The 18,958-nt window shown below is 64.0% G+C and carries 17 protein-coding genes; 8 read left to right on the forward strand and 9 right to left on the reverse strand.

Annotated features, from left to right (window positions below; all coding sequences use genetic code 11):
- The 3 genes from ACESNG_RS11765 to ACESNG_RS11775 form a co-directional block, all read left to right on the forward strand.
- Window positions 1–362, forward strand: a 362-nt coding sequence (locus tag ACESNG_RS11765; protein WP_373069101.1) for an acyl-CoA dehydrogenase family protein, incomplete at its 5' end; no start/stop codon positions are given.
- Between the two features lie 9 nt (window positions 363–371).
- A complete protein-coding gene (locus ACESNG_RS11770) occupies window positions 372–2,060 on the forward strand; it encodes an AMP-binding protein (RefSeq protein WP_373069103.1) in 1,689 nt (562 codons plus the stop codon).
- Window positions 2,060–2,473, forward strand: coding sequence for a RidA family protein (locus ACESNG_RS11775; protein ID WP_373061755.1), 414 nt, complete (start codon window positions 2,060–2,062; stop codon window positions 2,471–2,473). The genes ACESNG_RS11770 and ACESNG_RS11775 overlap by 1 nt, the downstream gene beginning before the upstream one ends.
- 18 nt (window positions 2,474–2,491) lie before the next feature.
- On the opposite strand, the gene ACESNG_RS11780 is transcribed toward ACESNG_RS11775, so the two are convergent.
- Both ACESNG_RS11780 and ACESNG_RS11785 read right to left on the reverse strand, forming a co-directional pair.
- Window positions 2,492–3,130: a hypothetical protein gene (locus ACESNG_RS11780; RefSeq protein ID WP_373061753.1), complete on the reverse strand. Its 639-nt coding sequence runs from the start codon at window positions 3,128–3,130 to the stop codon at window positions 2,492–2,494.
- A gap of 17 nt (window positions 3,131–3,147) precedes the next feature.
- Window positions 3,148–3,834, reverse strand: a complete 687-nt coding sequence (locus ACESNG_RS11785; protein ID WP_373061751.1) for a potassium channel family protein — start codon at window positions 3,832–3,834, stop codon at window positions 3,148–3,150.
- 133 nt (window positions 3,835–3,967) lie between these two features.
- Between ACESNG_RS11785 and malQ the strand changes: the two genes are divergently transcribed.
- Window positions 3,968–5,452: a 4-alpha-glucanotransferase gene (malQ, locus tag ACESNG_RS11790; RefSeq protein WP_373061749.1), complete on the forward strand. Its 1,485-nt coding sequence runs from the start codon at window positions 3,968–3,970 to the stop codon at window positions 5,450–5,452.
- 22 nt (window positions 5,453–5,474) lie between these two features.
- Here the strand turns inward: malQ and ACESNG_RS11795 are convergent, their stop codons facing one another.
- On the reverse strand, window positions 5,475–5,780 hold the full coding sequence (locus ACESNG_RS11795) for a superinfection immunity protein (protein WP_373061747.1): 306 nt from the start codon (window positions 5,778–5,780) through the stop codon (window positions 5,475–5,477).
- A 30-nt stretch (window positions 5,781–5,810) separates the two neighbouring features.
- Complete coding sequence (locus ACESNG_RS11800) at window positions 5,811–7,103, reverse strand: hypothetical protein (RefSeq protein WP_373061745.1); 1,293 nt, start codon at window positions 7,101–7,103, stop codon at window positions 5,811–5,813.
- Window positions 7,104–7,262: 159 nt separating this feature from the next.
- Between ACESNG_RS11800 and ACESNG_RS11805 the strand changes: the two genes are divergently transcribed.
- A complete protein-coding gene (locus ACESNG_RS11805; protein WP_373061743.1) occupies window positions 7,263–7,970 on the forward strand; it encodes a hypothetical protein in 708 nt (235 codons plus the stop codon).
- Window positions 7,971–8,154: 184 nt separating this feature from the next.
- Here the strand turns inward: ACESNG_RS11805 and ACESNG_RS11810 are convergent, their stop codons facing one another.
- The 3 genes from ACESNG_RS11810 to ACESNG_RS11820 all read right to left on the reverse strand — a co-directional run bounded on the left by ACESNG_RS11810 (window position 8,155) and on the right by ACESNG_RS11820 (window position 11,198).
- Entirely contained in the window at window positions 8,155–9,552 is a 1,398-nt protein-coding gene (locus tag ACESNG_RS11810; RefSeq protein WP_373061741.1) for a TldD/PmbA family protein, read from the reverse strand.
- Window positions 9,549–10,685 carry a TldD/PmbA family protein gene (locus ACESNG_RS11815; protein WP_373069105.1) on the reverse strand — a complete coding sequence of 379 codons (1,137 nt, stop codon included), beginning with the start codon at window positions 10,683–10,685 and terminating at the stop codon, window positions 9,549–9,551. The genes ACESNG_RS11810 and ACESNG_RS11815 overlap by 4 nt, the downstream gene beginning before the upstream one ends.
- Before the next feature lie 66 nt (window positions 10,686–10,751).
- Window positions 10,752–11,198 carry a PmbA/TldA family metallopeptidase gene (locus tag ACESNG_RS11820; RefSeq protein WP_373069107.1) on the reverse strand — a complete coding sequence of 149 codons (447 nt, stop codon included), beginning with the start codon at window positions 11,196–11,198 and terminating at the stop codon, window positions 10,752–10,754.
- Window positions 11,199–11,418: 220 nt separating this feature from the next.
- Between ACESNG_RS11820 and ACESNG_RS11825 the strand changes: the two genes are divergently transcribed.
- Entirely contained in the window at window positions 11,419–12,897 is a 1,479-nt protein-coding gene (locus ACESNG_RS11825; protein ID WP_373061737.1) for a M20/M25/M40 family metallo-hydrolase, read from the forward strand.
- A 21-nt stretch (window positions 12,898–12,918) separates the two neighbouring features.
- Here the strand turns inward: ACESNG_RS11825 and ACESNG_RS11830 are convergent, their stop codons facing one another.
- Both ACESNG_RS11830 and ACESNG_RS11835 read right to left on the reverse strand, forming a co-directional pair.
- Window positions 12,919–13,521 (reverse strand): ANTAR domain-containing response regulator, encoded by a 603-nt coding sequence (locus tag ACESNG_RS11830; protein WP_373061735.1) that lies wholly within the window; start codon window positions 13,519–13,521, stop codon window positions 12,919–12,921.
- 4 nt (window positions 13,522–13,525) lie between these two features.
- The gene (locus ACESNG_RS11835) at window positions 13,526–15,520 is read right to left on the reverse strand and encodes an ATP-binding protein (protein WP_373069109.1); all 1,995 of its coding nucleotides are present in this window, start codon (window positions 15,518–15,520) and stop codon (window positions 13,526–13,528) included.
- A 310-nt stretch (window positions 15,521–15,830) separates the two neighbouring features.
- On the opposite strand from ACESNG_RS11835, the gene ACESNG_RS11840 reads away from it, so the two are divergent.
- Complete coding sequence (locus tag ACESNG_RS11840) at window positions 15,831–17,096, forward strand: cation:proton antiporter (RefSeq protein WP_373061731.1); 1,266 nt, start codon at window positions 15,831–15,833, stop codon at window positions 17,094–17,096.
- A 119-nt stretch (window positions 17,097–17,215) separates the two neighbouring features.
- Entirely contained in the window at window positions 17,216–18,907 is a 1,692-nt protein-coding gene (locus ACESNG_RS11845; RefSeq protein WP_373061729.1) for a sodium:solute symporter, read from the forward strand.
- Window positions 18,908–18,958 lie beyond the last annotated feature (51 nt).

An 18,958-nucleotide genomic window follows, 5' to 3' on the forward strand; every position in this document is an offset into this window, starting at 1 on the left:
AGTCACGCGAAATGTTCGGCGCGACGCTTGGTGCACAGCCGTTGGCGCAGGCGATTCTGGGCGATATGGCCACCGATCTCGATGCGGCGGCGCTGATGACCTATCGTGCCGCGTGGCATCGCGACACCCAGAGCACTCGCGGCACCGGCGTTGCCGCAATGGCCAAGCTGGCCGGCACGGAGCTGGCGCAACAGGTGATCGATCGCGCGCTGCAACTGCACGGCGGCCGTGGCGTGCGCGTGGGCGAAGTGGTGGAGCGACTGTATCGCGACGTGCGCGCGCTGCGCATTTACGAGGGGGCGAGTGAAGTGCAGCGCCTGCTCGTCGGCCGCGAGACCTTGAAGGCGCATCGTCAGCGCTGAGGACACGCCATGACCACTTCGCCATCCGCGCCTACACCATCCGCGCACAATCCGGTGCAGCTGCATCCCAGTGGCCATGTCGACGGCTTCTCGCGCGCCCAGCTGCCGCCGGCCGAACAGTGGCCGGTGATCACGCTCGAGGGCGTGTACGCGGCGGCGCCTCGCATGAACGCCGCAGCAGAGCTGCTTGACCGTGCCATAGCGGAAGGCCACGGTAATCGGGTGGCGATCGTCGTGCCCGATGGCGACGGCGGATGGGAAGAGACCACGTACGCGCAACTGTCGGCACAGGTCGATGCGCTGGCGCATGTGCTGGTATACGATCTCGGACTGGTGTCCGGGAACCGCGTACTCTGCCGGGGGTTCAACGGCCGCTTCATGACCGTGGCGTGGCTCGCGACGCTGAAGGCCGGTATGGTTGCCGTGACCACCATGCCGATGCTGCGCGCTGGCGAGTTGCGCATGGTGATCGAGCGGGCGGAGTGCAACGCGGCGTTGTGCGACGCACGACTGCTGGAGGATCTTGCCAGTGCCGCTGCGGAAACACCGAGTGTTCGCGCCGTGCGCTGCTGGGGCGGTAAGGGAACCGATACGCTGGAGCGTGAGATGGCACGCCACACCACGGCATTCGAGGCGGTGGCCACGTCAAGCGACGACGTGGCGCTCATTGCGTTCACGTCAGGTACCACGGGCGCTCCGAAAGGGTGCATGCACTTCCATCGCGACGTGATGGCGATGTGCCGTGGATTCTCTGAACAGCTGCTTGGAATCACCGCCAACGATCGTTGCATCGGAACGCCACCGATTGCGTTCACCTTCGGACTCGGTGGACTGGTCTGCTTTCCGATTGCCGCGCGCGCGAGTGTAGTGTTACTGGAGCGGGCATCACCGGAGAGTCTGCTCGATGCGATCGCGGCCACTGGCGCGACCATCAGCTTCACAGCGCCCACATTCTACCGGCATATGGCGATCGCGGTCCGCGAGCACCCCGGTCGCTACGACACCACCTCGCTACGCGTGGCCGTATCGGCTGGCGAGGCACTCCCCGATGCCACCCGTACGCTCTGGCGTGACGCCACCAGTGTCGAAATACTCGACGGCATCGGTGCCACGGAGCTGATCCACGTGTTCATCGGCGCGGCCGGCGCGGATTGGCGCCGCGGCGCGATCGGCCGCGCGGTTCCCGGTTATACCGTGGCAGTGCTCGATGACCACCTGCGTGAGGTCCCGATTGGCGAGGTCGGCAAGCTCGCCGTGCGAGGTCCCACCGGTTGTCGCTATCTCGCCGACGCACGCCAGACCACGTACGTGCAGGGCGGTTGGAATCTCACCGGCGATGCCTGCTCGATGGACGCCGACGGCTACGTGTACTTCAAAGCGCGCACCGACGACCTCATCATCTCGGCCGGCTACAACATCGGCGCGCCGGAAGTCGAAGGTGCGCTGTTGCAGCATGATGCAGTAGCCGAGTGCGCCGTGGTTGGTCTTCCTGACGAAGAGCGCGGCCAAGTCGTGTCCGCATTCGTGGTACTGCGGGAGGGCGTGCACGGAGACTTGGCCCTCGTGCGCGCCTTGCAGGAGCATGTGAAGGCCACGATCGCGCCGTACAAGTATCCGCGTCAGGTCCAGTTCGTGAGTACGCTGCCCAAAACCGATACTGGAAAGCTCCAGCGCTTCCGTCTCAAGGAGAATAGCTGATGCATCGCACACTACAGCCGAACGACTGGCCGCGTCCACGAGGATACGCCAATGGCATTTCGGCGCGCGGTCGGGTGATTCATGTGGCCGGGCAGATCGGCTGGAACCATCAACAGCAGATCGTGAGTGCCGACTTCGTAGAGCAGGCGAAGCAGGCGATGCGGAATATCGTCGAGGTGTTGGCCTGCGACGGTGCCACGCCCGAGCATCTCGTCCGTCTCACGTGGTACGTGACCGACCGCAACCGGTATCTCGCCAGCGGCGCCGACCTGGGGGCGGCGTATCGTGAAATCCTCGGCCGTAACTATCCCGCGATGTCGACGGTGCAGGTGTGCGCATTGATGGAAGCCGACGCGCTCATTGAAATCGAGGCAACGGCCATCGTGCCCGACAACGACGGCGGCCTCACGTGACCGCCGAGCGTGATCGCGCTACCTCTTCAACCAGTAGCGCACGCCGACCCGAACGCCCAGCATCTCGGACGTCATCTGGGCCAGCGACTCCGACTTCCCGTTCACCTTCCACGTGCTGAAGTTGCCGCTGGTGTACGTGCCCGCACCTTCCACCGACATGCTCTCCGTCTGAAACACCATCACGCCGAGGCTGGCCGTGGCGCCGCCGTTGAAGGCGGTGAAGTCGTTCAGCACACCGGCCGCTTCGGCGTACTCGAAGGCTAGCCGCCGCAAGGCGAGGCCGGCCTCAACGAACGGACGCACACGAGCGCCCGGCGATTGCATCCAGCGCAAGACGAGATCACCTTGCACGATCGCATAGTCGGTGGACTCCGTGGGTATCTCCGATTTCGACGTGATGCGAGCCAGTCGGCCAACGAGCGACAAGCGCGGTGAAGCTCCGTAGGACACGTCACCGCCGAAGCCGAGCGCGGTGCTGCCACTGGCTCTCGGATAGATGGCGGTGTTCATGGTGCCGGCTACACCGTGTAGCTGAACGCTGATCCCCAGCGTCGACGGCGAGAGTGACTGCCCACGCGCGGTGGGCGCGGCGATCAAGCAGGCAACGAGCGGCAGTACCGTCATCGGCCACGCGGCGCGAGCGAAAGACGTGTGCATAGAGGGATCGGTGGCGACTATTCGTCGGGTGAGTGCTTGATGACGCTTTCGATTTTGGGCAGCACCGACACGAGGCGTCCGAGGATCAAGATGGTGAACGCCACGGCGACCAGCCCTTGCGTCGCCGACACGAAGCGCGCGACCCCGAGCGGACGAATGTCCCCGAACCCGATCGTGAGCTGCGTGACGACGCTGAAGTAGATCGCGTCCATCCACCCGTCAGCGCCGGAAAGCTTCTCGAGCATGGTGACGTACACGATCCCGAAACAGATCAAGAGTTCGAGGTAGTTGAGAAAGCTGAGGACCAGCGTGCGCACGGCCGACGCGATCACGATCCGCTCGTCGGTACGGAGCTGATCGAACACGCTCAGATTCACCGACGACTGGAAAATGTCGACAATACGGATGCATGCCAGCAAGCGAGGAATCCAGAGCGGCCAGCCCACCTCGATTTCCGCGACGAGCAACAACAGCAACTCGATGATGAACCACACCAGGATGTACGATTCCTTGCGGCGGGACCGCGCAGCCGTCGCGGCGCGCGGATTCTGACGAAAGGCCTCGGAGCTCACGTGCGCGACGCGGCTCCCGCCCACGATCCGACTGGGCGATAATAGATGGAGAAGCCAGAAGACGCGCTCGAAGAACCAGGTAATGATCGAGTATTCGCGCAACTGCTTACCGAGCAGACGACGACGTGTCACCCGCACAAGTTAGCGCCGATTGCCGCCGATCGCGAACACTCGTGATCGCGCCGCTGGCGTACCGACGATCGCTGCGCGAACTTTTCTCGCGACATCGTTCCGGCAACGCCACACCGACTCGAGCTTCGTTCGCATGCTGTTCCCCCGCGCTGCCGGCATCCTGCTGCACCCGACCTCGCTGCCGTCTCCCGGTGGTATCGGGGACATGGGCCCCGACGCGTTCCGTTTCGTCGAATGGCTCGCTGACGCGGGGATGAAGATCTGGCAGGTGCTCCCACTCGGTCCTACCGGTTACGGGGACAGTCCCTATCAGTGTTTCTCGGCCTTCGCCGGGAATCCGCTGCTCATTCACGTGCCGGAGGAGGCACGCGCGCACTTGGCGTACCACGTGGAGCCGGCGTCGGCGCATGTCTGCGATTTCGGCACCGTGATCCCGGCCAAACGGGCGCTGCTCGACGCGTGGCTCGAGACCATCCCGTACGATGATGCCGTACGTCGCTTCGTGCGCGAACAAGAATTGTGGCTGCCGGACTACGCGCTGTTCATGGCACTCAAAGAAGCGCACAGCGGCGAATCGTGGACGTCGTGGGAGCGTGGAGCGTCGCGCCGCGAGCCCGAGTCGTTGCGCGTATGGCGCGAGAAGCTGAAGCCCGCGATCGAGCGCTGCTACAAAGAACAGCAGCTGTTCTTCGCGCAGTTTGGTGCGCTACGCCGCGCGTGCGCCGCGCACCATATTCGGCTCATGGGTGACGTGCCGATCTACGTCGCGCACGATTCCGCCGACGTGTGGGCCAATCGTTCACTGTTCAAACTGCACGACGACGGCACGCTGGTCGTGCAGGCCGGCGTGCCCCCCGATTACTTCAGCGAGACTGGTCAGCTCTGGGGGAATCCGCTGTATGACTGGGATTGCGTCGCGCGTGACAACTATCGGTGGTGGATCGAGCGGATGCGCGCGGCGCTGGCGATGTTCGACATCGTGCGCCTCGATCATTTCCGGGGATTCGAAGCCTTCTGGGAAGTGCCCGCCGCAGATACCACCGCCGTGAACGGTCGTTGGGTACCGGGACCAGGCGCCGCGCTGTTCAACGCGATGACCGCGGCGCTCGGTCCGATGCCGATTGTGGCCGAGAATCTCGGACTGATCACACCAGAGGTGGAAACGCTTCGCACGCAGCTCGGGTATCCCGGCATGGCGATCCTCCAGTTTGCCTTCAACGACCCGGCGTCGGAATTCATGCCGCATCGCTACGTGCGCGAGCTCGTGGTCTACACCGGGACGCACGACAACGACACCACGGTCGGCTGGTGGAACTCGACCGGCGCGGGTGACTCCACGCGTGATCCGGACGATGTCGGGAAAGAGAAGGCGTTCGCGCGACGGTATCTCGCCACCGATGGCCGTGAGATGCACTGGACCATGATCCGCACAGCGTTCGCCTCGGTCGCCAACACCGCACTTGTGCCACTGCAGGACGTACTGGGGACGGGCAGCGAGACACGCATGAATCTTCCCGGTCGACAGGCCGACAACTGGAGCTTCCGCTTCACGTGGGATCAGCTGCCGCCAACGCTCACGGCTCGGCTGGGCGATCTCGCGCGGACATACGGCCGTTAGCGGCGCACGCGGACGTCGCACGTCAGCGGGGTCGCGCGCCGCCTGGTACGTGCTCGACATCCGCTTCACCGACCGGCGGCGGCTCGTAGGCGTAGGTGAGCACCATCGAAACGATCCAGCCGATCACCGTCCATCCCAGCAGTACGTTGATGGCGGTAATCTTCCACCGGCGCGAGCTGCCACGCTTCCACGCCAGCATCGACGGCAGGATGTACACGCCGAAGCAGGCGATCACCATCACGACGCCCTTGGGGACTCCGCCACCGGTGTACGCACCGGTAAAGTCGGCAGGGGGCTCGAGCGATTGGAGAAGGAGTGCAGACGACATTCTGGAAATATAGGCGTAGGCGCTCCGCCGTTAGAACTGCTGGCCGCCGCGTCCGCCGCCGAATCGCGGATTTACCACGGTATTGAAGATCGACCCGAAGGTGTAACTCATGCCGAGATTCATGAAGAAACGGTAGTTCGTGGCGAGGGCCTGTTGCCGCGCGATCACCTGGTTGTCCGACAACGCGCCGCGGCGCAAATACAGCTGATCGTTCACCCGCGAATAGTTGCCGCCCACATTGATCGCGAGCCCCTTGGCGATGCGCAGATCGGTAAACCCGCTGATCCCATAGCTGTTGAGGCTCAGGTCATGAAGATATTGCGAGCCGTACACACCCATGTTCACCGAGCCCCATGGCTGCCGTGCCGTCCACGCCACCGTAAAGTTGTGGATGGGACGAGTCTCTGCAGTGCGATCGAAGATCGTGATGTCCTGGTAACGCATCGACGCCACGCCGATGGCATAGAACGCCGTGAGCTGGCGTCGGGTAAAGTCTTTGTACGGGAAAACATTGTACTCCACGGCCGGCGTAACGCGCAGATTCAGATCGTAGTTGTTGAAGTCGGAGAACTGCGAGTTGGCCGTGATGCCCGCCGAGAGGTGATCACTGATGCTCTTCACCATCAGCGCGTTGGCGCCGTAGTTGCGCTGAATGTTGGTGAAGGTCTTGCCATCGCCCAGATCGAAACGACTCTGATCGTATCCGAGATTCGCACTCAGATTCACCTTCAGCGACTGTGTCACGCGATTGGCGCTGGTAGTCGCGAAACCGTTCACGAACGATTGCCGCTTCTCGCCATTCCCGAATCCGTTCACCGACACGCGGTAGACCCAGAAATCCCACGGGTCCTTTACGGACTTGGGGCTGGCCGAGGCCGTGGACGGTGCGGCGTAGGTCAGCGTGAGGCGCGAGGCGAGCGGCGTCCGCGCCGCATACGGACCGAGCAACAGCGCAAACGTACGGGCCAGCTGTCGCCGCACCACGTCGTCGGCATCGTTGGGGGCCACGAACATCACCGCGGTATCGGCGCGACCACGATTGCCCGTCTGGCCGATGGCGGCAATGGTGTACTCGAACCCGCCGGAGCCCGTGCGCAGCGAGGTCACCAGCAGCAGCACATCCGACACCAGCCGGTCGCGGACGAAGTTCACCCACCGCATCTGGTCGCGGAAGAAATCGAAGTCGCAGCGAGCGCTCTGGCAGTCGAGGTACACACGAACCGCACCAGCCTGCGCGGTATCCGGCGCGGTACGCTGGGCCGGTGGCACGGTGGTCTGCGCTTTCGCGCCTCCGGAGGCAATCACCAGAAGCAGGGACGTCAACACGGCAGGGACCAATCGCATTTGAGGAGGTGAAGGGGGCGGGAAGAGCCGCGACGCCGTGACTTTCTCCAGTCCCGACGCCATCATCATTACAGACAGCGTGAGATACTTGGATCGTTTACAGAATGTTTTCCCACCCTTCTTCCTTACAAAGTCCCCATGAGCAGCGACCGTCGCATTTTCCTGAAAACGGCCGGCCTTAGCGCAGCGGCGCTGGCATCATCAGCCTCCCTGCTCCATGCTACTGAACCGACTGTTCTGCCGCTGGACACAGTGGCGCAGGAACTCGAGACGTGGGAGCAGGCGCGCGCGGAGACGTGGGACACGAGTTGGACGTCGAAAGTCACCGGCAAGCACAAGGCAATGTTCGACGTGCCGGAGATCCGCGACGGCGTGGGCATTCTCCGCGCCGGCCTCTGGGGCCGTCAATACACTGAAGTCCTGAAGCTCGCGCCTGGCGACGTGAGTACCGTGATCGTCATTCGTCATGCCGCGATTCCGCTGGCGATGAACAGCGCCTACTGGGCCACGTACGGCGTGGGTAAGGAGCTGAAGCTGAAAGACGAGAAGGGCAAGAAGTGGGCGATGGCCAACCCGATGCTCTCGACCGCCAGCACCGACATGAAGAGCTCGATGTCCGCGCTGCTGCTCGACAAGCAGATGGGAAAAGGTGCCATCGTCCTCGGCTGCGGCATGGCCTTCGCTCAGATCGTCGCCACCGTTGCCAAACAGGACAAGCTCAAGCCCACGGAAGCACGCGAGAAGGCCAAGTCATTCCTCATCCCCGGTCTGATCATGCAACCGTCCGGCATCTTCGCCAACGTGATGGCGGAAGAGGCGGGATGCGCGTTCGTCAACGCGGTGTAGGGGGGAACCACCAAAAGAAAACTCCCGGGGACTGACAACTGCAAACTCCCTAGGAAGCAGGGGGGAGGGTTTCAGGGAAGAGGGAGCAGAAACCGCGCGCGGTTCACCTGCCTCCTGCATCCTGATACCCTCCCCCCTCTTTCCTAGGGAGTTTGCTGTTCCCAGTTTGCAGTTTCGTTATCGCCTACACCGCATCCGACAACGAACTGAACGTAAAATCCCTCACCTTGATCGGCGGCATGTACACCGCTCCGCCCGCGCCGAGGTTCTCCGACGCATTGATGCGAATCGTCGGACCCATCGCTTCCAGATTGTTCAGAAAGAAGATCGGCGACTCGTTGAAGCGAAAGTTCTTGATCGGGCGCGTGACTTTGCCGTTCTCGATCAGGAACGTGCCGTCGCGCGTGAGTCCCGTGTACAGAATCGTGCGCGGGTCCACGCCGCGGATGTACCAGAAGCGCGTGACCAGAATACCGCGCTCGGTGCTTTTCACCATGTCGGCGATGCTCGTGGTACCGCCAGGCATGCGCAGCGAACGCCCACCGCCACCACCGGCGCGTGTGGCCTGCACGCCCTGTTTCTGCGCCCAGAAGCGATCGTAGTTCAGGTTCTTCACCACGCCGTTCTCGATCCACGTGACCGCCTCGAGCGGCATGCCGTCGCCGTCGTATCCACCGCTGGTGCTCGGCGAATCGGCGGGGTCGGTCAGTAGCGTGACACGCTCGTCGACCACCTTGAGCCCGATCTTGTTGCCACCGCCCGCCTTCGAGAAGAACGAGCGGCCTTCGTCGGCCGAACGCGCCTGCATCGCGCCGGCGATCAGCTGCACAAGATTGCCTACTGCCGTGGACTCGAGGATCGTGGTGTAGCGACCGGGCTCGATCGCGACCGGATTGCGCGAATCTTTCGCTTTTTGCACCGCGGTGGCGGCCACGCGCGCCGGATCGAGATCGGAGAACGTGTTGCCATCGGTGCAGGCCCACCCCGAACCGGTGCCGTCTGGCGAACGCACGGTCGTGGTCATCGTGACCGACGAACTCGAGTCGTAGGCGAACAACCCCTTCGAGTTGGCGAGCGCCGACGCACCGGCTCGGCATTCGATGAAGCCCGTCGCGATCAGTTCATTCGCGCGCGCCAGTTCGGTCACGATCTTCGACGCGGCCGCACGCTCGGTGGGCGTCGGCAGCGTGATGCTGCGCTCGCGAACCGCCTGATAGCTCTGCGCGCCAAGCTCCGGCATACGCTCCGGATTGGGCGGCACCAACTTCGCAATCTCGTACGCCTGTTTTGCAGCGGCCGCGAGCGAGGCTTCGTCGAGACGATTGGTGTTCACGCTCGCGGCACGATTGCCGGCAAACGCCGTAATGGTGACTTGCGTGTCCTGATTCTCGCCCGACGTGGTGACCTGATTCAACGCAAAGCGCGTATCGGCTCGCGCCGCACTATTGATCGAAACGCGTGTTTCTTCCGCCGGTGAATTGCGCAGCGCGCGCTGCGCAATCTCCTGCGCCTCGGCGCGTGTCAGGATGCTCGCTGGCGCATACGCGGGCACGTACAGAGAACGGGGGCTGTATTCGCTCACGCCCTCCTCCCGGTGTTGATGATGTTGGTCTGCTGAAAGAGCGACGGCACGCAGCCGTGACTCACGGAATTCGACTGGCCTGGCTGTCCCTTGGCATCGCCGAATGCGCCGCCGAGTTCATAGCTCTTCTGGCCGCCGATCGCCTTGAGTGACTTCCAGAAATCCGGTGTGCGGAACTGATACGCGACGTCCTTGAGCTGACCGACGATCTTGCCACCCTTCACTTCATAAAAGATCTGACCGGCGAACTGTCCGTTGTAACGCTGCTGGTCGATCGAGAACGAGCCGTCACCCACGATCGCGATGCCCTTGTCCATCTTGCCGATCATGCTGTCGAACGTGTCGTCGTTGTTACCCGGCACCATGCTCACATTCGGCATGCGCTGGAACTGTACATCGGCCCAGCTCTGCGCGTACGAACAGCCGTACGAGCGCACCGGCTTGCCGACGCTCTTGTAGTAATCGGTCATCATCGTGGCCTGCTCACGCGTGGTCTGATAATCCACAAACACGCCGTTCTTGATGATGTCGAACTTCACCGGCTTCACCGCTTCGTCGTCCCAGCCGATGGCGCCGAGCGATCCCTTCTGTTCGCGATCGCCGACCACGTTCAGCAGCTCAGATCCGATGCGCAGCTTGCCAAGTACCTGGGCCGGCGGCGCGATGAAGCTCGTGCCGGCATAGTTGGCCTCGAAGCCGAGCGCGCGATCGAGCTCGGTGGGATGCGCGATCACTTCGTGCACCGTGAGCCACAGATTCGACGGGTGCAGCAGCAGGTCATAGCGACCCGGCTCCACCGGCTTCGCACTCAACTTCTGCACGGCCAGCTCCGCCCACCTGGGCGCGCGCTCGGCCATCCTCGAGTTGATCACCCACTCGTAGCCCAGTCCCATCGGCGCGATTTCGCTGCTCTGCACCGTCTGGAAATCGGAGAAGTCGGGCGACACCGCCGTGATCGACATGCTCGGCGACGTGCGATAAATCGTCTGCACGAGGAACGATCCGTCGCTCGTCATGAGCGACTTTTCTTCGCGCAGGAAGAACATGCTCGATGTGACGTTGCGAACGCCCTTCACCTTGAGCGCCGATTCATTGGCGGCCAGCAGCAGCGCCACCTTGTCGGTGATCGCCACGGTGAACGGATCGGTTTCGATCGGGCTCTTCCACTCGCCGATCTGATTACCGGGCGTGGGGGCGAGCTACACGGGACGCAGCTGACTGGCGCGATTGGCGCGCGCCTGCTCGAGTGCGGCGCGGGTGGCGGTGGCTACGGAGTCCTTGTCGAGTCGGCTGGTAGCGGCGAAGCCCCACGCGCCGTCTACCAATGTGCGCACGCCGAGTCCGAACGTGTCATTGTCGCTCACCCCCTGCACGATGCGCTCACGCGTGTTCACGTTCTGCTGGCGGCGAGCCGCCACCCGAACATCGGCGTACGAGGCGCCGCCCGACTTGGCAACGTCGAGCGCCGCCTGCATCAGGGCCTTGATGGCCGGATCGTCGGCCGACGGCAGGTCGGACGAAATGAGGCCGGGAGCGGTGATCAGCGAGGCGGAGCGGGACGAGGCGGAGGCTGATCGCGAGGCGACCAGACTGCCGGCAGCCACGGCGGCGCTGGCCTTGAGGAAATCGCGGCGGGAGCGTGTCATGAGCAGATCATGAGCAGGGCGGGAGGAGACGCGGACAGACCACGGGCGTGTCCGGTATGGACCAACGGTCGTTGCAACTTACGCGTGCAACGCCAGTCCTGTTGAGCGTTCGGCGGCTGAGCGCCGCACGCTCGTTTTCGCTGTAGCTTCCGCAGGACCGGCTTACGCCATCGCGGTGCGGTCCCTACCTCACGTTTTCGCCGTTGGAGCTCTCTCGACCATGTCCCTGCTCCGTCGTCCCTCCCTCACCGTTGCGCTCGCTGTCGCCAGCGCCGTGACCGTGCCGCTGGCCTCGCCGTGCGCGCTCTCGGCCCAAAACCTCCAGAAGGCGCCCGGCGCGCCCGCCACGCTCACGCCGGCGCAGCGGGAGGCGCGCGCCATCTACCAGGAGATGGTCGAGATCAACACGGTCGATTCCGTGGGATCGGCCACGATGGCCGCACAGGCCGTCGCGACCCGCTTCAAGGCTGCGGGCTTCCCGACGGGCGATATTCGCCTGGTGGGCCCCGCCAGCGCCCCTGCCAAGCAGAATTTGGTCGTGCGCTACCGCGGCAAGGGTCGCGGCAAGCCCATTCTGTTGCTGGCCCACCTTGATGTGGTCGCCGCGATCCGCAGCGACTGGCCGCGCGATCCGTTCACGATGACGGAACAGGACGGTTACTTCCTGGGGCGCGGCGTGGCCGACGACAAATCGATGGCGGCCATCCTCACCGCCAACCTGCTGCGCTACAAGAAAGAAGGCTGGGTGCCGGAGCGCGATCTCATTCTCGCGCTCACCGCCGACGAAGAAGGCGGCGGCGATAATGGTGTGAGCTGGCTGATCGCCAATCATCGCGAGCTGATCGACGCCGAGTACGCGATCAACGAAGGGGGCGGCGGGACCCTGCAGGACGACACGCCACTCTTCCACTCGATTCAGGCGGCGGAAAAGGTGTACAACGACTACACGCTCACCGTGCTCAACACCGGCGGTCATTCCAGCGTGCCGCGCAAAGACAACGCGATCTACTCGCTGGCATCGGCCCTCGGGCGCATTCAGCAGTACACGTTCCCGGTCGAACTCAACGACGTCACGCGTCCGTTCTTCGAGCAGACGGCGAAGGTGGAAATACCGTCGATCGCCGCCGCCATGAAGGCGCTGGTCGCCAACCCGGCCGATACGGCGGCGGCGCGCATCATCTCCACCGATCCGCGGTACGCGTCGATGCTGCGCACCACGTGTGTGGCCACGCGACTCTCGGCCGGACACGCCAACAATGCGTTGCCCCAGACGGCCACCGCGAACGTGAACTGCCGGATCGCCCCCACCAGTGCGGGCTCTCAGGTGAAGGCCACGCTCGAGGGCATCATCGGCGACGCGACGGTGAAAGTCACGAGCTCACGCGAGGACCGGAAAGACGGGGCCCCGGCTGCGATCAACGCCACGCTGTTGCAGGCCACCACGCAGCTCACGAACAAGATGTTCGGCGGCGTGCCGGTGATTCCTACGATGAGCACCGGTGCCACGGATGGCTATCGGCTGCGCGCCGTGGGCATCCCCACCTACGGCGTCAGCGGCATCTTCTCGTCGCCCGGCGAAACGAACGCGCATGGGCGCGACGAGAAGTTGCGGGTGAAGAGCTTCTACGACGGACTCGACTTCCTGTACGAACTGGTGAAGCAGGTGGCCGGCCCCAACGCGAGCAAGCCGATTTCCTGAGTCACCCGTGTGACGGCCGAGTCAGACCTTCATGCCGGGTTCGCTCTCGATCACGGCGCGCGCGATATCGACCATGCGCACCGACCGTTCCTGGCTGCTGCGCTGCATGATTCGATAGGCTTCCTGTTCGCTGCTGCCGGTGCGGCGCATGAGAATGCCCTTCGCGCGTTCGATCAGCTTGCGCTCTTCGAGCTGCTGCTTGGCTTCCGCCGCCTCGCGACGGGCCGACAACAGCTCGCGCGCTCGCGTCACCGCCATGCGCAGGGTGGCATCGAGCGTGGCGGGCGGCATCGGCTTGGGCAGCAGAGCCACCGCCGTGCTGCGCAGGACGTCGGCCGAGCTCAAGGTGAGCGACAGATCGCCGGTGATCAGCACCACTGCGGTGCCGGGCAGCGCCGCCGCGATCTCGTCTGCGGCCTGAACGCCACTGGCTCCCGGCATGTGCATGTCGAGCAGTACGGCATCAGGCATGAACTGCTGCGCCTTGGCAATGGCCTCCGTGCCGCTATCGACCTCGGCGACTACCATGTAGCCAAGCACGCCGAGGAGGTCTACCAGGGTAGAACGCTCGAGCGCATTGTCTTCAGCCACCAATACGCGAATGGTCGACGGCAGATCCGACATATTCTTACTCGTTTGAAGAAGCGGGAGTAGAGCCTCCCGCAATGTGAGCCTGCAATTCGGCAGCGCGCAACGGTTTGCGGAGAACAAACTCTGCCCCGTGCGACTCACCGGTATCCGTCATGGGTTCCCAGCCGGTGATCACCCCGACCCGCACGTCGGGCACGTGGCTACGAACATACCGCACCAGCTCCCAACCGCTGCCGTCCGGTAACCCGACATCCGTGAGTAGGAGATCGTACGGGGTGGCCGCGCTTGAAGAGAGTTTCGCCCGCGCGTCGGCACACGTACCGACCGCGTCCACCCGATGGCCGTCGGCCTGGAGGATGCGCCGCAGGAACTCGCGACCGTCATCATGGTCCTCAACCACGAGGATGTGCTTCGGGACTACCGCCCGTGGCGCGGCGTCCGGGGCCGCATCACCGGGCTCGGCGGCGACCCCCTCGGCGCGCGGCAGCCGCAGTGTGACTTCGGTGCCACGTCCCGGGACCGAGGAAATGCTGGCCGTGCCTCGGTGCCGCCGGGCGATGCCATACACCTCGGCCAACCCCAGTCCCGACCCCTTCGACCCTTTCGTGGTGAAGAACGGCTCGAAGGCCCGCTCCCGCACGTCGGCACTCATTCCCACACCAGTGTCGCGGATCGCCACACAGGCGTCGGTCCCCTCCTCGAACGTACGCACGGTGAGCGTCCCCCCCTCGGGCATCGCGTCGACCGCGTTCTGCACGAGGTTGAGCAGCGCTTCACGGATTTCGCCGGGCAGGCCACGCGTGCTGACCGCGGGAGCGAACTGGCGTACGATCCGGATCTCAGCGCTCTCGCTCGAACGACGCAAGCGCATGGGCTCGGTGAGGTCGAGCACGTCCTCGGTCAGCGCCGACAGCTCGAGCGCCTCGTCGCCACCGGCATGCACCGGCTCCTGACGGATGAAGCGACCCACCCGCGACGCGGTCGCGGCACCGATCTCGGCCGCCTTCTGAATGCGATCGGCATAGTCGCGCACAGCATCGGGCGACTCGGCGTAATGCTTCAGCAGATACGCCGCGGCCATGATCGGGTTGAGCGCGTTGTTCACATCGTGCATCACGCCAGCCGCCAGTTGCCCGACGGCGGTCAGCCGACGTTCGCGCAGACGATCTTGTTCAGACGCGATCATCGCGCGTGAACGCTCTTCGACCAACCGCTCGAGCTGCTCGCGCGTGTACGTGACATGCTGTCGTAGCTCGGCCTCGCGCATTTCGCGCTCCTGCAACTGGCGCTCGAGCCGCTCGCGATCGGTGACGTCTCGGTCGAGCAGCACCACGCCGGTCACCTCCTGCTGTTGGTTGCGGATCGGCGAGGCGAACGACTCGATCACGCGTTGCGCACCGAGACGCCGCACTTCGAGCAGCTGCCGACGCACCACAGTGCCCGCCAGCGCACGCATCGCCGGCGAATCGAGAAACGACAGCGGACGATTGTTGGCGACATCGTGCGGTGCGTCGCACTCCCATAACTCGCGCACCGTCGCTGGCGGTCGCGTGGGATGCTCGAGGTCGGCTAACCCGTTCGTCTTCAGAATGCGCCCCGCCACATCAGTGATCCGCACGGCGGAGGGCTTGAGATCCATCAGCGCGGAAAGTTCGCGGTCGACTCGCGCCGCCTTCGTGCGCTCTTCGTCTTGCGCCGTCGCATCGGTCGCGGTGAGGAGCAGCAACTCGCGGTCGAACAGCACCGCGCGTAGATCGACCAGTCGCCCGGCGCGCCCGAGTGGCACGTGGTACGTGGTCGGCGCTTCTCCCGCCACCACGCGCTCGAGCAGCGTGACACCGGCCGACCCCAACGGCAGGAGCACGACGCTCCACGGCTGCGACGACAGCGGCGCGCGGGAATCGACCACAAACCATTCGCGGCCCAGCGTGTTGACGGCGTACAGCATCCCCGAACGCAGAAAGAGCGCGGCGGCCGACGGGAGCGCCTCCAGCAATGCCGTGGCACGCGCCAGGTCGGGCGCGTCCGGCACGGTCGGTCTCACTTGGTCCGTTGAACTGAGATCCGTCATTCTCCCGCCGCTCACATGCCGACGCGACCCACAGGCGACGGCGTTGTCGCATATCGGGGCGCTGCACTATTCTGGATTCTCGGGCATCGTGCTCTCACAACACTAGCGGCAATTGGTCCCAACGGTCAAACGCGCCCCCCCGGCCACAAGCGGCTTCAGGGGGCTGGGTGGACGATACCTGCGTGCGTCACGTAGAATGACGTATCACGATGGTGATGCCGGCCGCGAGCTGCGTCATTGCCGAGACTGCTTGCGCCTCTTCGATCCTTCCATGACCCCGTTTGAACTGATTGCGGCCCTCACTTCGGCCACGGCGCTTTTCGCGTACGTGAACTATCGCTGGCTACAGCTGCCCAGGACCATCGGACTGATGACGATCGCGCTCGTCGGGTCACTGATGATGCTCGCGCTCGGCCGTTTCGGACTGCTTGACCTCGCACCCCTTACGGCATTCGTGTATGCGGTGGACTTCGACACCACGCTACTGAACGGCATTTTAGGGGCGATGCTGTTCGCCGGGGCGCTGCATATCGACCTGAACCAGCTGCGCTCCCAGATGCTGTTGATCTCGGTCCTCAGTACCGTCGGGATTCTCTGCTCTACCTTCCTCGTGGGGGCAGGATCGATGGTGATCTTGTCACTACTCGGGTCACCCGTACCGTTCATATGGTGCCTCGTCTTTGGTGCGCTGATATCGCCAACGGATCCGATCGCCGTCGGTGCCATCCTGCGGCAAGTCGGCGTACCGAAGGATCTCGAGGTCACTATTACCGGCGAGTCGCTCTTCAACGACGGCGTCGGCGTCGTCGTTTTTGTCGTGTTACTGGGCATCGCAGCGGGAGGTGAGACCATTTCCGTCGGTCACATCGCCGAGCTCTTTGCGGTGGAAGCCCTTGGCGGCTGCCTTTTCGGTGCGGCAATCGGTTGGGGCACGAATCGCATGCTGGCGAAGGTAGAAGACTACCAAGTGGAGATCCTGCTGACGCTCAGCCTCACGACCGGCGGGTACGTACTGGCCAATCGCTTGCATCTTTCGGGGGCGCTCGCGATGGTGGTAGCTGGCCTCATGGTTGGAAGCAGCGGCCGCGCCTTCGCGATGTCAGCGAAGACGCAGGAACGCCTCGACGACTTCTGGGAACTGGTCGACGAGTTCCTGAATGCGATGCTCTTCGTCCTCATTGGCATCGAAGTCATCATTGTGGAGTTTACCGGTGCATCCGGGCTCGCCGGCGCTCTCGCGATCCCGCTAGTACTGCTCGCGCGCTGGATCAGCGCCGGCGGAGCGATCGCCGTGCTCCGGCGCTGGCGTACATCGCCTGCCGGGGCACTCCCCATTCTCACGTGGAGCGGCCTGCGCGGTGGCATCAGCATCGCGCTCGCGCTGTCCCTGCCACCAAGCCCGCATCGGTCGACGCTGATCACCATGACCTACATCGTCGTCTGCTTCTCGATTCTCGTGCAAGGGCTCACCCTCCAGCGCGTCGCGCAACGCGTGCTGGCCCGTATGAGCCCAGCGAAAGACGCGACGGCCTTATAGGTTGGAGCAATGCCTACCCCTTTTCGCACGACACTCTGGCGGGTCCTGCTGATGCAGCTGGTCGCCCTCATGCTGCTGGGCCTCCTGCAGGGACGCTATGATCTCGTGGCCGCGCCCTGATGCATTGGATCAACTGGGCCATCGTCGCGGTGTACCTGACCATCGTGGTCTTCGACGGCCTGCGCCGCACGCGCGGCACCACGAACATCGAAGGGTACTTCCTGGCCAACCGCAGCCTGCCCTGGTGGGCGGTCGGCCTCTCGGTCATGGCGACACAGCTGTCGGCCATCACGCTGATCGGCACCACGGGACAGGGCGCCACCGACGGCCTGCGCTTCATACAGTTCTACTTCGGACTGCCGATCGCGATGGTGATTCTGGGGGTCACCATTGTGCCGTTCCTGCATGGTGCCAAGGTGTTCACGGCATATGAGTTTCTCGAGAAGCGCTTCGACGCGAAGACGCGCTCACTCACGAGCTTCCTGTTCCTGCTCTCGCGCGGCATGTCCTGCGGCACCATCATGGCTGCCCCCAGTGTCGTGCTGTCCGCGATCTTCGGTTGGGACATCACGTGGTGCGTGGCCCTCATCGGCATTCCCACGGTTATTTACACTGTGCTAGGCGGCGTGCAAGCCGTCACGTGGGCCGACGTAAAACAGATGTTCGTGATCGTCGGTGCGCTGACCGCGATTGTTGTCGTGCTCATCATGCGTATGCCTGTTCCGCTCGATAACGCCCTCGAAATTGCCGGCGCCACCGGCCGACTGCGTGTCTTCGATTTCTCGTTCAACCTCTCGGAGACGTACACGTTCTGGTCGGGCATCCTCGGCGGCACGTTCCTGATGCTGTCGTACTTCGGCACCGACCAGAGTCAGGTGCAGCGCTATCTGGCCGCCAAATCGGTCAGCGAGGCGCGCAGTTCGCTGCTGATGAGCGCCTACTGGAAGATCCCGTTACAGGCGCTGATCCTGCTCATCGGCGTGCTGGTGTTCCTGTTCTACACGTTCACGCCGGCGCCTATGCTATACAATCCTCAGCACAGCGCCCAAGTGCAGCAGAAGGAGCCGGCCACCTTCGCGGCGCTCGAGGAGCGCTACTCGAGCGCCATCGCCAAGCGTGAATTAGCGGCCCGCCGGGCTTCTGCCGAGCTGTCGGACGGTGTGGACATGACATCCAGCAGCGCGCTCTTCGATTTCAGAAGTGCCGACTCGTCGGTGAACGTGGTGCGCAAAGACGCGCTCGCTGCGGCCGGACGCGTGACCGGTGAAGCGTCGCGTGACGTGAACTACATCATTCCGCGCTTCGTGCTCGACCACCTGCCCCTCGGCTTCGCCGGCGTATTCCTCGCCGCCGTGCTCGCCGCGGCCATGTCGAGCATCGCCGCCGAACTGAACTCGCTGTCCACCGCCACCGTCGTGGACTTTTATCAGCGCTGGTTCAGGAAAGAAGGCAGCGACGCGCACTTTTTGTTCGTGTCAAAGACCGCCACCGCCATATGGGGCGTGTTCGCCTGCGTCGTGGCTGTCTACGCCGCCAACCTCGGCTCACTGATCGAAGTCGTGAACCGCTTCGGTTCGTTCTTCTACGGCTCGATCCTCGGCGTCTTCATCCTCGCCATGCTTCCGCGTACGAAGGCGCTTGGTGCGTTCGTCGGGTTGTTGAGCGGTATGGCCGCCGTCGCCGCGGTGTCGTTCGGTGTGCCCAGTGTGAGCTTCCTGTGGCACAACGTGATCGGGGCGGTGGTGGTGGTGGCGGTGGGTACAGTTTTGAGTGTGGGAGGGGGGAGGATGGAGGAACCGCGAACTCCCTAGGAAGCAGGGGGGAGGGTCTCAGGGGGCAGGGAGCAGGCGTCATCCCCCTGC

It is taken from the genome of Gemmatimonas sp. (assembly GCF_041689975.1).
Taxonomy (GTDB): Bacteria; Gemmatimonadota; Gemmatimonadetes; order Gemmatimonadales; family Gemmatimonadaceae; genus Gemmatimonas.